The organism is Sphingobium tyrosinilyticum (assembly GCF_042654265.1).
In the GTDB taxonomy this organism is placed as follows: Bacteria; Pseudomonadota; Alphaproteobacteria; order Sphingomonadales; family Sphingomonadaceae; genus Sphingobium; species Sphingobium tyrosinilyticum.
Genome location: NZ_JBHSFZ010000027.1, coordinates 1 through 17,175 on the forward strand (window position 1 = coordinate 1; position 17,175 = coordinate 17,175).

General features: G+C 60.5%; 15 protein-coding genes and 2 pseudogenes. 5 read left to right on the forward strand and 12 right to left on the reverse strand.

What is annotated here, in order from left to right:
• The first annotated feature begins 194 nt into the window (after nucleotides 1-194).
• On the forward strand, nucleotides 195-620 hold the full coding sequence (locus tag ACFO3E_RS12755) for a nuclear transport factor 2 family protein (RefSeq protein ID WP_380805192.1): 426 nt from the start codon (nucleotides 195-197) through the stop codon (nucleotides 618-620).
• Nucleotides 621-884: 264 nt separating this feature from the next.
• On the opposite strand, the pseudogene istB reads toward ACFO3E_RS12755, so the two are convergent.
• From istB to ACFO3E_RS12815, 12 genes and pseudogenes are all read right to left on the reverse strand, one after another.
• Nucleotides 885-1,633: pseudogene (gene istB, locus ACFO3E_RS12760) on the reverse strand (IS21-like element helper ATPase IstB).
• A pseudogene (gene istA / locus ACFO3E_RS12765) lies at nucleotides 1,623-3,141 on the reverse strand (IS21 family transposase). Before istA ends, istB begins: the two co-directional pseudogenes overlap by 11 nt.
• 79 nt (nucleotides 3,142-3,220) lie before the next feature.
• Nucleotides 3,221-3,562 carry a recombinase family protein gene (locus tag ACFO3E_RS12770; protein WP_380805195.1) on the reverse strand — a complete coding sequence of 114 codons (342 nt, stop codon included), beginning with the start codon at nucleotides 3,560-3,562 and terminating at the stop codon, nucleotides 3,221-3,223.
• A 181-nt stretch (nucleotides 3,563-3,743) separates the two neighbouring features.
• A complete protein-coding gene (locus ACFO3E_RS12775; RefSeq protein WP_380805197.1) occupies nucleotides 3,744-4,391 on the reverse strand; it encodes a CoA transferase subunit B in 648 nt (215 codons plus the stop codon).
• Nucleotides 4,391-5,101 (reverse strand): CoA transferase subunit A, encoded by a 711-nt coding sequence (locus ACFO3E_RS12780; protein ID WP_380805200.1) that lies wholly within the window; start codon nucleotides 5,099-5,101, stop codon nucleotides 4,391-4,393. Before ACFO3E_RS12780 ends, ACFO3E_RS12775 begins: the two co-directional genes overlap by 1 nt.
• Nucleotides 5,102-5,128: 27 nt before the next feature.
• Complete coding sequence (locus ACFO3E_RS12785) at nucleotides 5,129-5,872, reverse strand: 2-oxo acid dehydrogenase subunit E2 (protein ID WP_380805202.1); 744 nt, start codon at nucleotides 5,870-5,872, stop codon at nucleotides 5,129-5,131.
• Between the two features lie 228 nt (nucleotides 5,873-6,100).
• Nucleotides 6,101-8,344 (reverse strand): TonB-dependent receptor, encoded by a 2,244-nt coding sequence (locus tag ACFO3E_RS12790; protein ID WP_380805205.1) that lies wholly within the window; start codon nucleotides 8,342-8,344, stop codon nucleotides 6,101-6,103.
• Between the two features lie 173 nt (nucleotides 8,345-8,517).
• A complete protein-coding gene (locus ACFO3E_RS12795; RefSeq protein ID WP_380805207.1) occupies nucleotides 8,518-8,904 on the reverse strand; it encodes an EthD domain-containing protein in 387 nt (128 codons plus the stop codon).
• Nucleotides 8,905-8,953: 49 nt separating this feature from the next.
• A complete protein-coding gene (locus ACFO3E_RS12800) occupies nucleotides 8,954-9,907 on the reverse strand; it encodes an SDR family oxidoreductase (protein ID WP_380805210.1) in 954 nt (317 codons plus the stop codon).
• A gap of 160 nt (nucleotides 9,908-10,067) precedes the next feature.
• The gene (locus tag ACFO3E_RS12805; RefSeq protein ID WP_380805212.1) at nucleotides 10,068-12,038 is read right to left on the reverse strand and encodes an oxidoreductase; all 1,971 of its coding nucleotides are present in this window, start codon (nucleotides 12,036-12,038) and stop codon (nucleotides 10,068-10,070) included.
• Between the two features lie 91 nt (nucleotides 12,039-12,129).
• Entirely contained in the window at nucleotides 12,130-12,882 is a 753-nt protein-coding gene (locus ACFO3E_RS12810; protein WP_380805215.1) for an SDR family oxidoreductase, read from the reverse strand.
• Nucleotides 12,883-13,247: 365 nt separating this feature from the next.
• On the reverse strand, nucleotides 13,248-13,928 hold the full coding sequence (locus ACFO3E_RS12815) for a TetR/AcrR family transcriptional regulator (RefSeq protein WP_380805218.1): 681 nt from the start codon (nucleotides 13,926-13,928) through the stop codon (nucleotides 13,248-13,250).
• Between the two features lie 354 nt (nucleotides 13,929-14,282).
• Between ACFO3E_RS12815 and ACFO3E_RS12820 the strand changes: the two genes are divergently transcribed.
• The 4 genes from ACFO3E_RS12820 to ACFO3E_RS12835 all read left to right on the forward strand — a co-directional run bounded on the left by ACFO3E_RS12820 (nucleotide 14,283) and on the right by ACFO3E_RS12835 (nucleotide 16,978).
• Nucleotides 14,283-15,200, forward strand: coding sequence for a TIGR03620 family F420-dependent LLM class oxidoreductase (locus ACFO3E_RS12820; protein WP_380805220.1), 918 nt, complete (start codon nucleotides 14,283-14,285; stop codon nucleotides 15,198-15,200).
• Between the two features lie 128 nt (nucleotides 15,201-15,328).
• Entirely contained in the window at nucleotides 15,329-16,093 is a 765-nt protein-coding gene (locus ACFO3E_RS12825) for an SDR family NAD(P)-dependent oxidoreductase (protein ID WP_380805223.1), read from the forward strand.
• Nucleotides 16,094-16,541: 448 nt separating this feature from the next.
• Nucleotides 16,542-16,814 (forward strand): hypothetical protein, encoded by a 273-nt coding sequence (locus tag ACFO3E_RS12830; protein ID WP_380805225.1) that lies wholly within the window; start codon nucleotides 16,542-16,544, stop codon nucleotides 16,812-16,814.
• Nucleotides 16,811-16,978 carry a hypothetical protein gene (locus ACFO3E_RS12835; RefSeq protein ID WP_380805228.1) on the forward strand — a complete coding sequence of 56 codons (168 nt, stop codon included), beginning with the start codon at nucleotides 16,811-16,813 and terminating at the stop codon, nucleotides 16,976-16,978. Before ACFO3E_RS12830 ends, ACFO3E_RS12835 begins: the two co-directional genes overlap by 4 nt.
• Nucleotides 16,979-17,175 lie beyond the last annotated feature (197 nt).

A 17,175-nucleotide genomic window follows, 5' to 3' on the forward strand; every position in this document is an offset into this window, starting at 1 on the left:
AGCTCAAGGAAATGGGCGTCGCAGGCGTGTTCGGCGCAGGATCCAAAACCGAAGACATCATCGCCTTCGTGCAAAATGAAGGCAATCCACAAAGATGATGTGACATGCCCAGCATTAGGCCAGACAATCGGGCAATATGATGACATTGGACCAAAGAGATATGCAACGGGTGTTTTCTCATAGGAGATGATTGGATGAGCATCGAAGATCGCCTGAACATTCAGGAACTTAACTTCAAATATGCGCTCTACGTTGACACATTCGAACCGGACAATTGGGCTCAGATATTCGCGCCTGACGCGGTCCTCGATGAGAGCGCATTTTTTGCAGACGCGCTGTTTGCCGGCAGGGACGCGATCCGTTCTTATGGTGCGAAGATCAAGGAAAATGTTCATCACATCATCCATTTGATCACAAACCACATCATTTCGGACCTCACTGCAACGTCGGGGCGGGGAACGGCGTTTGCGCTTGTCGAAACCATGCGCAAAACTGGGGAGCGTCTGCGCTTCTATGTTCGATATGACGATGAATATGTGAAAATCGGCGACAGCTGGCTGATCGCGAAGCGGAAATTGGACAAGTCGCTCCCGCCGGAGAAGGTGACTTCTGCAACTTGAGCGGAAATCGTGTGCTCGCCTTCGATGTGCCCCGCTTAACACACGGCTCCTGCCGAAGACGAGGAAATCTTCACTTTAGCATAATGTAACATCGCAAGGGTGGTGGAATGGCTGGCAGGCCTGCCATCCGCATAAAACTGGCGCTTCCGCGCGAAGCTGATCGGAGTGTGCTTGTTGATTACCGTTAGAAGTGACCCGCCTGATGGTTATGTTTCGGATGTCATAGGTGGGTCAAGATGCGGGTTTCTCCTTTCTGGTTTTGGCCTAGTGGGCGGAGCTGTTCTTGAACCGGAAGCTATCGTTGCCGGTCTCCAGGATGTGGCAGTGATCGGTGAGCCGATCGAGCAGCGCGGTGGTCATCTTGGCATCGCCGAACACGGTAGCCCATTCGCCGAAGCTCAGGTTGGTGGTGATGATGACGCTGGTGCGCTCGTAGAGTTTGCTCAGCAGGTGGAAGAGCAGCGCGCCGCCCGGAGGCGCTGAACGGCAGAGAGCCCAGTTCGTCCAGGACGAAGAGATCGGAGTGCACGAGCCGGTTGGCGATCTGCCCGGTTCGCCCCTGGGCCTTTTCCTGTTCGAGGGCGTTGACCAACTCGACCGTGGAGAAGAAGCGGACGCGCTTTCGGTGATGCTCGATAGCCTGAACACCCAGCGCCGTGGCGACATGGGTTTTGCCGGTGCCCGGGCCGCCGACAGCACCACATTGTCGGCGACATCGATAAAGTCGCATCGATGCAACTGGCGCGCCAGCGCCTCATTCACCTCGCTGCTGGCAAAGTCGAAGCCCGCCAGATCGCGATAGGCCGGGAACCGCGCGAACTTGAGCTGATAGGCCACGGACCGGACCTCTCGTTCGGCCGTCTCGGCTTTCAGCAACTGGGAGAGGATTGGCACCGCCGCCTCGAAGCGGGCGATCCCTGCTGCATGAGGTCGGTCACAGCCTGGGCCATGCTGGGCATTTTCAGGCCGCGCAGCATCACGACGAGGGCGCCGGTGGCGGGATCATGACGCATGACGGTTCTCCCGGCGCAGGGCATCGTAGCGTTCGACATTGGCCATCGGCTCACTGACCAGCCTCAACGCCTGTGGCACCGTCACCGGCGGCGTCGAGAGCGGTTTTCCATCGAGCAGCCGGTGCAGCAGGTTGAGGATGTGCGTCTTGGTCAGAACGCCTGCATCCAGCGCCATGGCGACGGCGGTCAGCACCGCCTGCTCGTCATGATGGAGGACCAGCGCCAGGATCTCGACCATCTCCCTGTCGCCGCCGGGATTGCGCAGCAGATGCCGTTGCAGGCGTTGGAAGGGCTCGGGCAGCTCAAGGAAGGGCGCGCCGTTGCGCAGGGCGCCGGGCTTGCGTTGAACGACGGCGAGATAATGACGCCAGTCATAGACGGTGTGGCCGGGACCGTCATGGGATCGGTCGATGATGCGCTGATGCTCGCATATGACCTGTCCCTCTGCGACGACCAGGAAGCGATCGGGATAGACCCGAAGGCTGACGGGCCGATTGGCGAAGGACGCCGGAACGCTGTAACGGTTGCGTTCCAAGTGGATCAGGCAGGTCGGGGACACCCGTTTGCCATATTCGACAAAGCCATCGAACGGTCTGCCCACCGGCATCAGGCTTTCCACTTCATCGGCCCAGGCATCGGCGACCGAACCCGGTTCGCCCGTGCGGGATATCCTGCCACAGCTCCTTGCAGCGCTCCTCCAGCCACAGGTTCAGGGCATCCAGGCTTTCCGCCTGCGGCGTGGGTTGCCATAGCCGATGACGGGCATCCTGAACATTCTTCTCGACCTAGCCCTTTTCCCAGCCCGCTGCCGGATTACAGAACTCGGCCTCGAACAGATAGTGACTGACCATGGTGAGGAAGCGGTTGTTGACGTTGCGCTCCTTGCCGCACCCGACCTTGTCGACGGCAGTGCGCATATTGTCGTAAATCCCACGGCGCGGAACGCACCCAGCACGCGGAACGCATGATTATGGGCGTCGAACAGCATCTCGTGGGTCTGGAGCAGATAGGCCCGCACGAGGAAGGCCCGGCTGTAGCTGAGCTTGAAGTGGGCGACCTGCAGCTTGGTGCGCACGCCGCCGATGATCGCCCAATCCTCGCTCCAATCAACTGGAATGCTTCCCCCGGTGCGAAGGACAGCGGCACGAATGTCCCGCGCCCGCTCATCTGTTGCTCACGACGATAATCATCGCGCCAGTCCCGGGCAAGGCCGCCACCCGATTGTAGAAGCCGTCATAGCCCAGGCTGACCAGATCGGCATGCAGCTGCTTCATCGTCCGCTTCTGCTTGCGGGTCCGACCCATCTCCCGTCTCAGCCAGGCCGACAGCCGCTCCGCGAACGGGTCCAGTTTGCTCGGTCGATCGGGCACCTTGAACCGCGGCTCAATCGTGTCCGAACGTAGATATTTACGGATCGTATTACGTGACAGCCCGGTACGCCGCGCAATCTCGCGGATCGAAAGATGATCGCGGAAATGCCAGCGCCGGATAACGCTCAATAACGCCATGTCCAACACTCCATGACCCCTCGCTCGCCAAAGCCAGGGGTGAGTTCAACATGGGTCACTTCTCGGTGGAAATCCCGGGTCACTTCTCAACGGTAATCAACATGCAGACTTCCCACTGTTCTCGCGGAACAGCGCGCGTCGGGTTCTTCCCCCCCTCGTTTCGCTTTTCTGGCGCGGCCCACCGACGTCCGTAGACATAGGCTCCAGCATAAGCAGGGTTTTTCAGAATATTGAGCACACGCGCATCGGTTGCATTGCGCCAGGCTAGTTCGTGGGGCGCCGGTCCCTTCAACGGCCTGACCGGCGGGGCAAGATCGGCCCGGCGCAGATAGCGCACCACCGCCTTTGCGGTTCCCAGTCGCGTGAAGATGTCGAACAAAAGTCGGATGCGCTCTTGAACCTGGACATCGAGATTGAGCATGATTCCGCCGGCCGGCGCGTAGATCAGCCCTGCAGCATGATTGCCTGCATCTACTTAGCCGGCATCAGCGCGGCATCAAGATGCTTATTCTCAATAATGGCAGGCAAGCATTATGTTAAATCCGGGCCAGCGTTGCTCATATGATGGGGTGGGCTCGCTGGGATGGAGTTGTCCAAATTGTTCAGGCGTATTTCGCCGACGTTTTAGCGGCGACTTCCTCCGCCGTCACGCCCGGAGCGAGTTCGACGAGCTTGAAGGGGCTGTCATAGTCTGCGCGCATGAAGACGCACAGGTCCGTGACGATCATGTCGACCACATTCTTTCCGGTCAGCGGCAGGGTGCAGGCCGGGATGAATTTGGGCGATCCATCCTTGGATGTGTGCTCCATGACGACGATGATCTTCTTGACGCCCGCGACCAGGTCCATCGCGCCGCCCATGCCCTTTATCATCTTGCCGGGAATCATCCAGTTGGCGATGTCGCCATTCTCTGCCACTTCCATCGCGCCCAGCACGGTCAGGTCGATATGCCCGCCCCGGATCATCGCGAAACTGTCGGCGCTGGAGAAATAGGCCGATTGCGGCAATTCACTGATCGTCTGCTTGCCCGCATTGATGAGGTCAGCGTCCTCCTCGCCCTCATAGGGGAAGGGACCGATGCCCAGCATGCCATTCTCCGACTGGAGCGTCACCTCGACGCCATCGGGAATATGGTTCGCCACCAGCGTCGGAATGCCGATGCCGAGGTTCACATAGAAACCGTCCTGCAGTTCCTTGGCCGCCCGCGCGGCCATTTCATCACGGCTCCAGCCTTTGGTTTCCTGGGCCATTATGCGGTCTCCCTCTGGCGAACGGTGCGGAATTCGATCTTCTTGTCGTAAGGCGCGCCGACGATCATGCGCTTCACATAAATGCCCGGCAGATGGATCGCATCGGGATCGAGGCTGCCGGTCGGCACCACTTCCTCGACTTCGGCCACGCAGATCTTCGCGGCGGTCGCCATCGGCTGGTTGAAATTGCGCGCGGTCTTGCGGAAGATCAGATTGCCGCTCTCATCGGCCTTCCAGCCCTTGATGATCGCCACGTCCGCGAAGATGCCGCGTTCCAGAATATAATCCTGCCCGTCGAAGCTTTTCACTTCCTTGCCCTCGGCCACGGCGGTCCCGACGCCGGTCTTGGTATAGAAGCCCGGAATGCCCGCGCCCCCCGCCCGGCAACGTTCGGCCAGCGTGCCCTGGGGGCAGAACTCCACCTCCAATTCGCCGGCCAGAAATTGCCGCTCGAATTCCTTATTCTCCCCGACATAGGAGGAGATCATCTTCTTCACCTGCCGCGTGCGCAGCAACTTGCCCAGACCCTCGCCATCGATCCCGGCATTGTTGGAGGCGATGGTCAAATCCTTGACGCCCGAATCCCGGATCGCGTCGATCAGCCGTTCCGGAATGCCGCACAGCCCGAAACCGCCCGCGCACAAATGCATCCCGTCAAAGAGAAGGCCCTCCAACGCACTCGCAGCATCGAGGTAAAGTTTTTTAATCATACCGTAGTTCTCGATTCCCCCGCCGCCTTATTCGTAGCTGAACTCCGCGAGCCCATCGGCTACCTTTTGGGTGAAGCGGGCGGCGTCGGCGCCGTTGATCACGCGATGATCGTAGCTGAGCGACAGTGGCAGCATCAGCCGCCAATTTATCCCACCGTCTGCACCAGGCATGGGACGCGGCTGAAGCTTGGTCAGGCCCAGAATGGCGACCTCCGGCGCATTTATAATCGGCGTGAAGCCGGTGCCGCCAATATGTCCGAGCGAAGAGACGGTCATGCTTCCGCCCGCCATTTCCGTCATGGACAGACCTTTGGTCCTCGCCTTGGTTGAAATGGCTTGGATTTCCGCCTGTATCTCTGCTGCAGACTTCATATCGCAATCGCGAACTACGGGCACTAGCAATCCTTGGGGTGTGTCCACCGCAACGCCGATATGAGTGTAGGATTTCCGCACGATAGTCTTCCCGTCCGCCAAAAGCGAACTGTTGAACAGGGGAAAGGCGGCCAATGCTTCTGCAAGTGCCTTGACGACCGGAGCGAGGAGTGTTGCCTTCGCTCCTGGATTGGCTGCGTTCCAGCGCTTGCGATCCGCTTCCAGATCAGTCACGTCGGCTTCGTCATGATGGGTGACATGCGGAATGGCCACCCAGTTTCGGCCGAGGAAGGATGCTGTCAGCTGCTGAATGCGGCCGAGCGGTTCGATCGTGACCGGGCCGAATTCAGCGAAGTCATATTCGGGCCAGGGCGCAAGGTGATTGAGCAGCGTGTTCATGCACAAACTCCGTGGAATATCTGAAGGAGGAAATCTACCACCTGGTTCAGGAACCAGGCTCTAGTAAATTTCTAGTCTACGGCTGCTAAGAAGCATCCTAACTAAGTTATTTCGTCAATTGACGAGCTAAGCGGGCGGAAACACGAGCGGCCCGGTGCGGCCGCTCGTGCAAAGCTATGATCAACAGAGGGCAGAAAACTGCATTACGACGCTCACCGCCACCTGCGATCAGAAGCGATATTCCGCGCGAACGCCGTATGTACGCGGCTTGGCGGCGTTGAAGTTCACACCATAGGGCGCGCCAGTCGTGATGTTGGTCGTGTACCGCTTGTTAAACGCGTTATCCAGGTAGAAGCCCAGACGCAGCTGATCGCCCGGAGGGCTGACATAGCCCGAGAAGTTGGCGACGACATAGCCCTTCTGCTGGTCCAGGCCCAGCGGACCACCGGCGCCCGGCCAGAATAGGAAGCGCGAGCGATACTGCGCGACGCCCGCTAGATTGGCGCGCCAGCTCCCGATGTCAAACGTGTAGCTGCCGTTCAGCGACGCCGTTATGCGCGGTGCGTGCGGAACCCGGGTGCCCGACAGATCAATCGAGCAGGGATAGAGAGTGGCGCCCGGAGCTTGGGTGTTCAACGTGCCCGTGGGATCGAAACAGATCTGCGACGCGTTGGGGTAGCTTTCATATTCAGCGTGTAGATAGGCAGCTGAAGCGCCGATGACGAGGCCGCGCATCGGATCGCCGTTGATCTCCAGTTCCGCGCCATAACCTTCGGCCGCGCCGACATTCTCGGTCCTTGTGCCCGCACCCGTTGCGTCGATGATCTGCTGCTGGAGCCCCTTGTTCTTGTAGTAGAAGACAGCGAGGCTGCTGCGCAGCTTGCCCCCAAGCGCCGAGTTCTTGATCCCGACTTCGTGGTTGAACACCTTTTCCGGGTTGATCGCGTTGCCGGGGAACGGAGCGGGCGTAGAGAATCCGCCTGCCTTGAAGCCGCGCGTGAAGCTGTAATAGACGTTCAACGGGCCGTTGTCCCAAGCGAGCACGAAACGGGGCGTGAAAGCACGGAACGAGGCCGAGCTGTTGAAGGCTGCCGGCGCGCCGAACAACTGGAAGCCGGTGCTGTTCGTCACCGACAGATCGCGCTCGTCATAGGTGTAGCGGCCGCCGGCCGTGACCTTGATCTGGTCGGTCAGCTTGTAGGTGCCCTCCACGAAGGCCGAAACGGACTGGGTCTTCACATTGGCATTGTTGCGCGGATAGGAACCGGCACCCGTCAGAGCGAAATCATAAGCTGATCCGGTCAGCGCGATATCCAGGAAGCTCTTGTCGTAGAAGTAGTTGACGCCGAACAAATAGTTGAACGGGCCTTCCAGATTCGATGTGACTTGGATTTCCTGCGAGTAGGACTTGCCGCCATTGCGCGGCACCGCGAAAATGAAGACGTTTTCAGGGTTAAAATCGTTGTCCGCGTACTGCTCACTAAAATTGGTGAAATAGGTGGTGGTGCTGCTCAGATCGAAATCGCCGAGGCTCAAGTCGGCGCGCAGATCGGCGCGGAACATGCGGTTGTAATAAGGGCCGGTGTCAGTCTGAACCCCTTCATAGAACCCGCCCGGCGTCTGGCCGGTCGACTGGCAGACGTAACAAGTCGGCGCACCCAGTAGGAGTTCGTCATTATAGTTGCGCGCCTTGCTGCGCTGCCATTCCACACCGCCGCTCAGGCTGAAGCTATCGGTCGGCTCCCACTTGAACCGACCGCGCGCGGTATAATTGTTCTGGGCGGCCAACTTGGTGCCGTCGAGGTTGGTGATGTAGCCGTCTTCCTTCTTGAAGCGGCCGGCGAAGCGGACGCTCAGCGTGTCCGACACGGGCACGTTCAGCATGCCGTCGATCTGCTTGTGATCGAAACGGCCATATTCAGCGAGGATGCGGCCTTCGAACTTGTCAGTCGGGGCGGCGCTGTTGATGCGGATAACGCCGCCGGTCGCGTTGCGGCCGTAAAGTGTGCCTTGAGGCCCGCGGAGCACTTCGATCGTCCCAGGGTCGACGAGGTCCAAAAGCGAATTCACTCCACCCGCTCTAGGGATGTATGCGCCATCGAGGTAGATCGCGACCGGAGATTCAAGGCCAGGCGTCGAGTATTGGATGCCGACCCCGCGAATGAATAGCGAAAGGAAGCCGCTGGCTTGCGTGAAATCGGTGCCGGGCATGGCGAGCTGAATGTCCCGCATGTTGCGCAGGCCGAGCTGGGTTGCTATTTCGGGAGAAACAGCCGTGATCGCCACCGGCACATCCTGAAGGCGCTCAGAGCGACGCTGAGCGGTGACGATGATGTCGCCAACGGCCGGCGCTTCGGCTGCCTGAACCGCCTGAGCAGGCTCGCTATCCTTTGCTTGGACCGGCGCCACGGTGGTGAGCCCCAACAGACAGGATGTGCCCCACAACAGTCTGGTCTTTATATTGGTTTTCATTACGTCCCCTCTCGATACATTGTTGAGAGCAGCCGTTATGGCCGCACTCCTGAAACGCGGAGATCGTGACAGCCAGGCGTAGGATTGATATCCTATAAAGGACGACCATCTTTGACGCGAGGCCAGCACAGCAACTCCCAAGAGTGATGCTTAAATTGTCTCGGACCTAAATACTAGCCGTTCAGGCCTGAGCCGAAAAATTCGTCTGCAAACCCCTCAACTGTGGCCGCACGGTCACAGAAACGCTCCTCATCTTCTGTGATGATCCGCTGGAAGCCCGGGTCTTGGCCGATCCTGATCAGTTCCTGCAGCGCGGCTTCATCCTTGATCGTGTAGACCGCAACCGCATCGTAACAGGTTCCACTGTCATGCCCTGCATCCGCATCGGGCCGACCATGGTAGAGGTTGTTCAGGTTCTGCGGATAATAGCGCCGGAATTCCTGTATCAGGTGGCCGATCCGTTCGCCACACAGCGGCACATGGACATTCTCATAATGGTTGCGGAAATCTTCGAAGGACATCCCTTCCTTCTTCTTAATGAATACGATCATCTTCTTCATGAGGAACTCCTAATCTTGTATCTGAACTGGTCCGACAGGTGGCGGCGCTTCAGCCCGATAGCGAGCCGACCGCATTCCCCTCTTCAGCGTTCAGCGACCAGTCCTGCTTGGCGGCCCATTCCCGAAGCGTGATCGTGCGCACCGGGATGTCTTCAAGCACCGGCTTCATGTCGACCTGGAACGGCCGATGGGGCGATTCATTGTTGAAGGTGTAGAAATGCCCCATTGCCTGCGCGTAGAAATCGCGCGGCATGACCGCGGCGAGCCCGACCTCCTCATGGACGCGGGCGCCCCATTCATAGGGATCTTCATATTCGTAGGTAATCGGCCGATGGAGAGTGGACGACAGGATGTCGACGACCTCTTCCACCGCCAGGGTCTCGGCCCCGCCGATCGCGATCCGCCGCCCGATCAGGTCGTCCTTCGTCAAAGCTGCGACCATGAATTTCGCGACATCATCCATGGCAATCCAGTTCGCCAGCAAACCGGGCCGCTGGCAGTAGCGATAGAGGCTATGCTTAATCAGATTGGGCTTGGCGAAGCGAGTGAGCAGATTGTCCATGAAGAGCACGGGACGGAAGATCGTCACATCAAGGCCGGAGCTGGCGATGATATTTTCCAGCTCCAGCACCGCGTCGTAAAAAGGCTCGCCACACGGCTCATCAGGAGCCCACATCATGGAATTATGGACGATCCGGCGAACCCCGGCCTGCTTTGCGGCGGCGACAAGGTTATGAGCATAGTCGGGGGATTTTTCGCCCGCTAGTGACGGAATGGCGCTCAGAATGGCATCCGCTCCGGCAAATGCGGCCTGGAGCGCGGCGACGTCCGAAAAGTCCGCATTGACGACTTCCGTGCCGCGGAACTCGTCGCGCATGAAGATATCGCTGCTTCGCGAGATCGCGAGGGGAGAATGGCCCTGCGCGAGCAGTTCTCGCACCTCCGCCTGACCCATGCGGCTGCTCGCGCATAATACAGCTACGGTCTTCTTGTCGCTCATCATTCAAATCCTCTCGACCGATAGGGCGGGTGACCTGCCTCCGCCATGTTCCCAATCTAGTTCCGGAGCCTGTTCCGATCCGATCGCGTCGGCACGGATGCTCCTGGACCTTATTGTGCCGCCTTCTCCACGCAGAGGATGACCCCACCTGCCGTTGAAGTCGTCAGGCCGTCGCTCCGGCGAGATGCCCCTCGCGGATGGCGGCCTGCAGATAACGGGGCGAGTTTGCATCGCCGACAACATACATGTGGGCAACGCGGCCCATCAGCCCGTCATACACGTCCCGGTTCTGCCGGTTGCCGGAAACCAGGACCACGGTGTCAGCCGGTAGCACCGTCGAGTCCTGCAGCGTCGCCTGCAGATGGGCCGGGCCGACCACGACCTGCCCGTCTTCTATGGCGATGCCGCGGGTACGGATCATGTAGCGGAAGGGCTTGCCCTGCATGCGCTGCAGGAACGGGTCGAGCATGAGCGTCGGCCAGACCAGCGGTGCAATTTCGCGCTTGGGCGTCACGTAGACGACTTCCAGGCCTTGGTTGATCAGGAACTCCGCCGATCCCAGCGCTTCATAATGGCCAACATCGTCGATCACCACGGCCGTCTTGCCCAGCTGAGCGGGCGTCATCATGAAAAGCTCGGTCGAAGATATGACGCCGCGCCGTTCGACGCCCGTGATCGGCTCGCCGGGGTGGGAGATCTGCACCCCATCCATCCGTTCCAGTGCGCCGGTGGCGACGACTACGGAATCCGGGGCCATGGCGAGGACGTCGTCGGCCTCGACATAGGTGCTGAGTTGAACCTCGACGCCCAGGCGATACACTTCCTCTTCGAGCCAGGTGATGATGTCGATCATCTGATGCCGCGTCGGCGCCTTTGCCGCGGCGCGCATCGACCCGCCGAGATGGCAATTGGCTTCCACCAGCGTGACATTGTGCCCGCGCAGCGCTGCCACTCGAGCCGCCTCAAGCCCCGCCGGGCCGCCGCCCACGACCACGACCTTGTGCGGCTGTTCTGCGGGCTTGAGCAAATGGTCGCCGCGCTCAAGCTCATGCCCGGCACCTGCATTGACCGCGCATTCGATGGGCAGGCCGAACATCTGGTTGGTCACGCAGGCCTGGTTGCAGGCGATGCACGGGCGCACCTTGTCGGGCTCACCAGCGAGGCTCTTGGACACTAAATAGGGGTCAGCTATCATCGCCCGAACAAGGCCGACCATGTCGGCATCGCCCGCACGAATGACCTGGTCGCATTCCTCCAGCGTCCGGAACCGCCCCGTGACCAGCGTCGGCAGCTGGACATTATGGGTGATCGGGGTGCTGTAAGGCAGTTCATAGCCGACCGGCTCATTCATGCCGCCGATCATCTTGTCGTTGCGATTATAGCTTCCGAGCGAAAGGTTCACATAATCGATGAGGCTCTCGGCCTCCAGCATATGCGTCAGCTTCAGATAGTCCTCTAGGCTGAGGCCGTTTTCGATAAGATCAGTCGCGACTCGGATCCCGACGACAAAGTCCTTGGACACCGCATTCCGGATCGCGCGCATCATCTCCATTATGAAGCGCGCGCGATTCTCGAAGCTGCCGCCATATTCGTCTTCCCGCTTGTTGCTGTTGGGAGAGAAGAACTGGGCGGGAAGATAGCCGTGTGCGCCGTGAATATCGACGCCATCCAGGCCATATTGCTCCATGCGACGGGCGCAATCGGCGTAGCAGCCGATAATATCATCGATCATCACCTTGGTCATGGGCGTGGGAACGACGCCATTTGCGACATTGGCGATATCGGACGCACTCCAGGGGGGCGAACCATCGCGGGGACCAAAGGCGGCGCCGGCGTGCCAGAGCTGCTGGAACAGCGTCGTCCCGTGCCGCTTGATGCGGTCGGCAAAGGCGCGCATGCCGTCCTCGACCTCAGGCTTGTATATGTCGAGGTTCAACGCGGTCGAAGGATGCACCGAGCCGATTTCACTGATGATCAGCCCCACGCCGCCGCGCGCCCGCTCCTCATGATAGGTGATGAGCGCATCGGTCATCGCCCCCCAGCCGATGCCGGTGCCGTGGGCCGGGCGGAATGTCCGGTTCTTGACTTCAACATTGCCGAGCCGGATCGGCTTGTCGACGTGGGTATAGCTCACCCGATGATCTCCATATTGGCCTTTGGTCTTTGCCAAGGTCTGTTCGGCTTCGCAGTCGATCGACTTCGCTGCGAATGCATGTCGCGCTGCCTTATGCCGACAGGCCGCCGTCGATTGCCAATGTCGCGCCCGTGATATAGGCCGCGTCAGGTCCGGCAAGGAACGTCACAAGGGCGCTGATTTCCTTTAGCTCCCCGAAACGGTGAAGCGGAATGGCAGCGGTGATCCGCGCCTTGTCGCTGTCAGGCATGCTGTGCGCCATTTCCGTGCCCATCATGCCGGATTCGATGACGTTAACCGTGATCTTGCGGGGGGCAAGGTCGTGGGCAGCGCCGCGGGTATAGCCGGCGACGGCCGCCTTGCTACCGCAATAATCGGCCGAGGTCGGCATGCCGGCGCGGCTGCCGCTGCCGGAGCCGATGGTGATGATCCGGCCCTCATCCGCCATGACATGAGCCGCCGCCCGGATCGTCGCGACGACGCCGAGCGTGTTAACGGCCCAGAGGCGGTCGAGTGCGCTGTAATCACACCCTTCGCCCAGGCGCTGCAAGCTCGCAACACCGGCATTGTTGACCAATATGTCAAGGCGCCCGAAGCTTTCCATGACCGCGTCGACCAGCTTTTGCGCAGCAGTGGGATCGGCCTGATCGGACTGGAAGGGGCGGGCGCGTACGCCCTGAAGCTCCAATTTGTTGACAATTTGCTCCGCATCAGCTGCTGACGAATGGTAGGAGAACGCCACATTGGCACCCTTTGCAGCCAGAGCGAAGACAACGGCCTTGCCGATGCCCCGCGTTCCGCCCGTTACCAGAGCGCATTTTCCTTCCAATTCCCTCTCGGCCATATATTCTCTTTCTTAGTCATCCGCGACTTGGAAGCTGGAAACGGCTTCCGCACGGCGGCGCACCTCCACATTGCAGGAAGCTCCGCCGCATTCATGCCCCCACCACCTCCGGCATCACCGTCTGGCGACCTCCAAAATGATGGCGCACAACAGCCATGTTCCCGTCTAAGGCGACTACCTTAGGACGCTTCTACGGAGTTCTGCCGAGCGTGTCAACGCTGAGTCGGCGTGCGCCAGTATATTTATACTATTATGGGATGACTATGCTAATTCCGCACACGATGGCCCGGCAGTTAAGGAGCAGCCTGGCGCTGACGGGGCCAGGATTCCCTCGGTTGCTCCTGACGGGTGTGAACAGCGGGCCGCTATCCGTGGAGAAGCAGCAGGTGCGCCGAAGCACTGAGCGCATCGTCGAAAATCTTGTTCGCCAGCGGTGGATCTATGGGCTTTTCCCCATGCACTTCATCCAGGTCGGTAATCGCGGCATAGCATATCTGGTTGACCAGCCTCAGCCGCGCATCGAACAGGGGCTGCGGCAGATGGCTCGCCTGTTCCCTGAGCAGGTCCAGAACCCGGTAGCCGGTGGGCGTGAGATCCTGTGTCATGGCGCGGCCGTCAAAGCTGGGGAAACGGATAAGCGACCGCAGAAAGGCCGCATAGGTGTGCCGGCCGTCCTCGTCGACCTCTTCAAAGACAGGCTGAAATACCGCGTGCAGCAGTCTGAGCGTATTGCCAAGCTCCCCCTCTGCCTCCGCAGCCACGAAAAGGGCACGGCGGCGCACTTCCAGGGCCGGCTCGCGGCGCCGGCAGATCGCGACTATGAGGCCGTTTCTATTGCTGAAATGATAAGCGACGGGCGATTTGTTGGCGGAACCGGCCGCGACGCCGATCTCGCGCAGCGAAGCGCCTTCGATGCCATGGATGCCCCAGAGCCGTTCGGCCGCCCGGATGATCGCCTCAACCGTGGCGGAGCCTCTGGATGCCGAGGCGCGCGCGTTGGCAAGGTTTGCGGCAGTTTCACGACTCTTGCCCGACTTGTTCTCCATTATGCGCTGTAACTTTCCACATATTAGTCAGCGAGATACTGCAATATTGACGATCTGATGGGGGTGAAGCCTGGTCGTAGCACGGCCCGTCCTATTTGTCATGCCCCGGAAAAGTCTTCATCGGGCGAATGTTGCCACTCCGCGCGGTGCTGACAGTCAGGAGCGGGTTCGCAAGTGTCGAGGCACTTGCGCAGCGGGCTTGCGAACGTGCGACTACTGTGCTCAAGAAGTGCGCGGTGATTAGCGGGCGGCCCCGGCAGGTCAATCAAGGGCTGGCTGGATGCTGTGCCGGGAGCATGGCTGATCAGGCCGCGTGGCTTTCAAGGGAAACCGAATTCTGAGAGGAGGAAGTCCATGAACATAGGAAAGCTTGGCGTCTGGGCCGCGTTGGACGGGCCGATCTGCTTCTTCGAAAATGATCGTTCCGCAGAATTGGGGCGGGCCACTGCGCCGCGGATCGCCGAATTTGCGCGTCGCATCGAGACGCTCGGCTATTCCCATGTCTGGTTTCCGGAAGGTTTCGGTCGCAATTCCCTTGTGACGGCTTCCTGGCTGCTGGCGAACACGACCAAGCTTATTGTCGCAACCGGTATCGCGACCATCTATGCGCGCGATCCGATGGCGATGCGCGGCGGCGCGGATGCGCTCAACGAACAATCAGGCGGCCGTTTCGTCCTAGGCCTTGGCGTCTCGCATCGCGAAGCGATCGAAGGAATGCGCGGGCATGATTATTCCAAGCCACTGACCGCGATGCGGACCTATCTCGACGCTTACGAAGCGGCGCCCTACATGGCTGCGACGCCTGCGGCGCCGACCCCGATCGTCCTTGCCGCGCTGCGCGAGAAGATGATCGCGCTGTCCGGGACGCGCACGCAAGGCGCACACACATATAATGTGACACCGGAACATACCGCGACGGCGCGTTCTATCCTGGGTCCCGACAAGTGGCTGTGCGTCGAGCAGCCGATGATCCTGGAGCCGGACGGCGCCAAGGCCCGCAAGATCGCGCGCGGTGAACTCGAACTCTATCTCGGCCTGGAAAATTATCGCAACTCGTGGCGCAGCATGGGCTTTGAGGATGCGGATTTTGAAAATGGCGGTTCCGACCGCTTCATCGACGGCACCGTGGGCTGGGGTGACGAGAATGCGCTCCGCGCGCGGATCGACGCGCATCTTCAGGCCGGGGCGAGCCAGGTCTGCATCAAGGCGCTGTCCGCCGATGGCGGCACCGACATGCGGATATTGGAGTGCCTCGCGCCCCAACAGGGCTGAGCTTCAGAGCCGGGAGAAAGGGACCTGGGCGGCCGGCTCGGGCCTGCCCCGGCGGTCCCACTATATTCAGTCATACGCTGCGGCCGTGCGCCCGGCGGCCAGGGCGAGGGAACAAGGAGGGAAGCAGGATGAGAGGTTTGCAGGGCAAGGTGGCGATCGTGACGGGCGCGGCGTCGCCCAGGGGGATTGGCTTTGCAGCGGCAACGAGACTTGCCGACGAAGGCGCCCATGTCGTCCTGACCGACATCAACAGCGAGGGCGTCGCCCAGCGGGCGGCCGAACTGACCGGCCTTGGGCATCGGGCACTGGGCCTCGCGCACGATGCGACGGATGAGACGTCGTGGAACGACGTGCTGCGCGCGACCAAGGCCGAGTTCGGCCGGCTCGACATCCTGGTCAACAATGCCGCCATCTGCGTGTTGTCGCACGTCGTCGATATGGAACTGGCGGATTGGCGGCGCCAGGTCGACATCAACGCGGCGATGACGTTCCTTGGCTGCCGCACGGCGGCCCGCGAGATGCAGGCGTCCGGCGGCGGGGGCGCCATCGTCAATATCGCCTCGATAGCCGCTTTGGTCGCCGGTGAATCCGCCGCCGCCTATTGCGCGAGCAAAGGCGCTGTCCAGATGCTGACCAAGGTGGTGGCGATCGAGATGGCCAAGTTCGGCATTCGGGTGAATTCAGTCAATCCCGGCTATACCGTGACCGAAATGTTGGGCGCCGATGCGAATGAAGGCGACGCGCGAATCCAGGCCGTCGCCGCGAGCATTCCGGCGGCCAGGCTGGGACGGCCGTCCGAGATTGCCGCCGCCGTTGCGTTCCTGGCGTCGGACGATGCGAGTTTCTGCAACGGCACCGCGCTGGTCGTCGATGGTGGGATGACGGCGCAATAAGAGTGATGACTGGGTTGGGCAGGCCGGCTGGCGAAAGCCTGCTGCGCCGGCTTCTTGGGACTTAGACTTTCGAGAAGTCGATCGAGCGGACGTTCCGGGACTACGAGGCCGGCAAGAAAGAATGCCGTCGTAATCCCGATCAGAAGCCGACTCCCCTATCCCGTCCTCCTGCGCTAAGGCCCACGAATGATTGCGATCCATCCGCCCCGGGATATTCCCGAAGTCAATGCCGGAGACCAGCTTTCCGCGCTGCTGCGCGCCAGCCTCAGCACAGCAGGTTGTAGCCGTTGCAGCGCGGTGACGTGCTGGTCGTAACGCAGAAAATTCTCTTCAAGGGGGAGCGCCGGATGATATGCTCGACTGGTGGAAGTGGTGCTGCGGGAAAGCAGCGCGGTCGTGCATTCGGCGCCCCATATTGTCATCACGCGTCACCTTTTTGGGTCATGTCATGGCCAATGGCGGCATCGACCGGTCCAATCTCGCACCGGGAGAAGTCGATCGGGCCTTGTTGCTGCGGGTGGATCCCGACGGATCAGCGCCGCAATTGCTGGATGCTTTAGCCGGGACGGATACGGAGGGCATTGGCATTTTCATTTTCGGCAGCTTCGGCCGTCCCTTGGCACTACGGCGTGGTCGGCATCGCCATCGGCGCGGCCGGGCTGCCAGCGCTCGTCGACCATCGGGGTGGACGCAGATCGCGACGGACGAAAGCTGGACGTGACGCAGATCGCGCTCGCCGATCAAATCGCAACGGGCGCCACATTGGCCACGGGCGAGGGCGCGGAAAGCATAGCTGCCGCGCTGATCCGCCGCCTGTCCTGGCTCGAGGGCGAAGCGGGCGCATCCCGACTGGTTCGTCCCTTGGAAGAGGATCTGTTTCAATGACCGGTCACATAACTGTCCTTACCGGAGGCGTCGGTGGCGCTAAGAGAATCACTCAGCCCCACTCGATGATCAGGGAATTAGAAAGCGTCGCTTTGCCGCCCCTAGTTCGGACGCGTGGTCTTGCTACAGAACGTATCGGCAGCCTCGACCACGACATATGTGGGGCTGGCGTGCGACCGTCAATAGGCAATGATGGA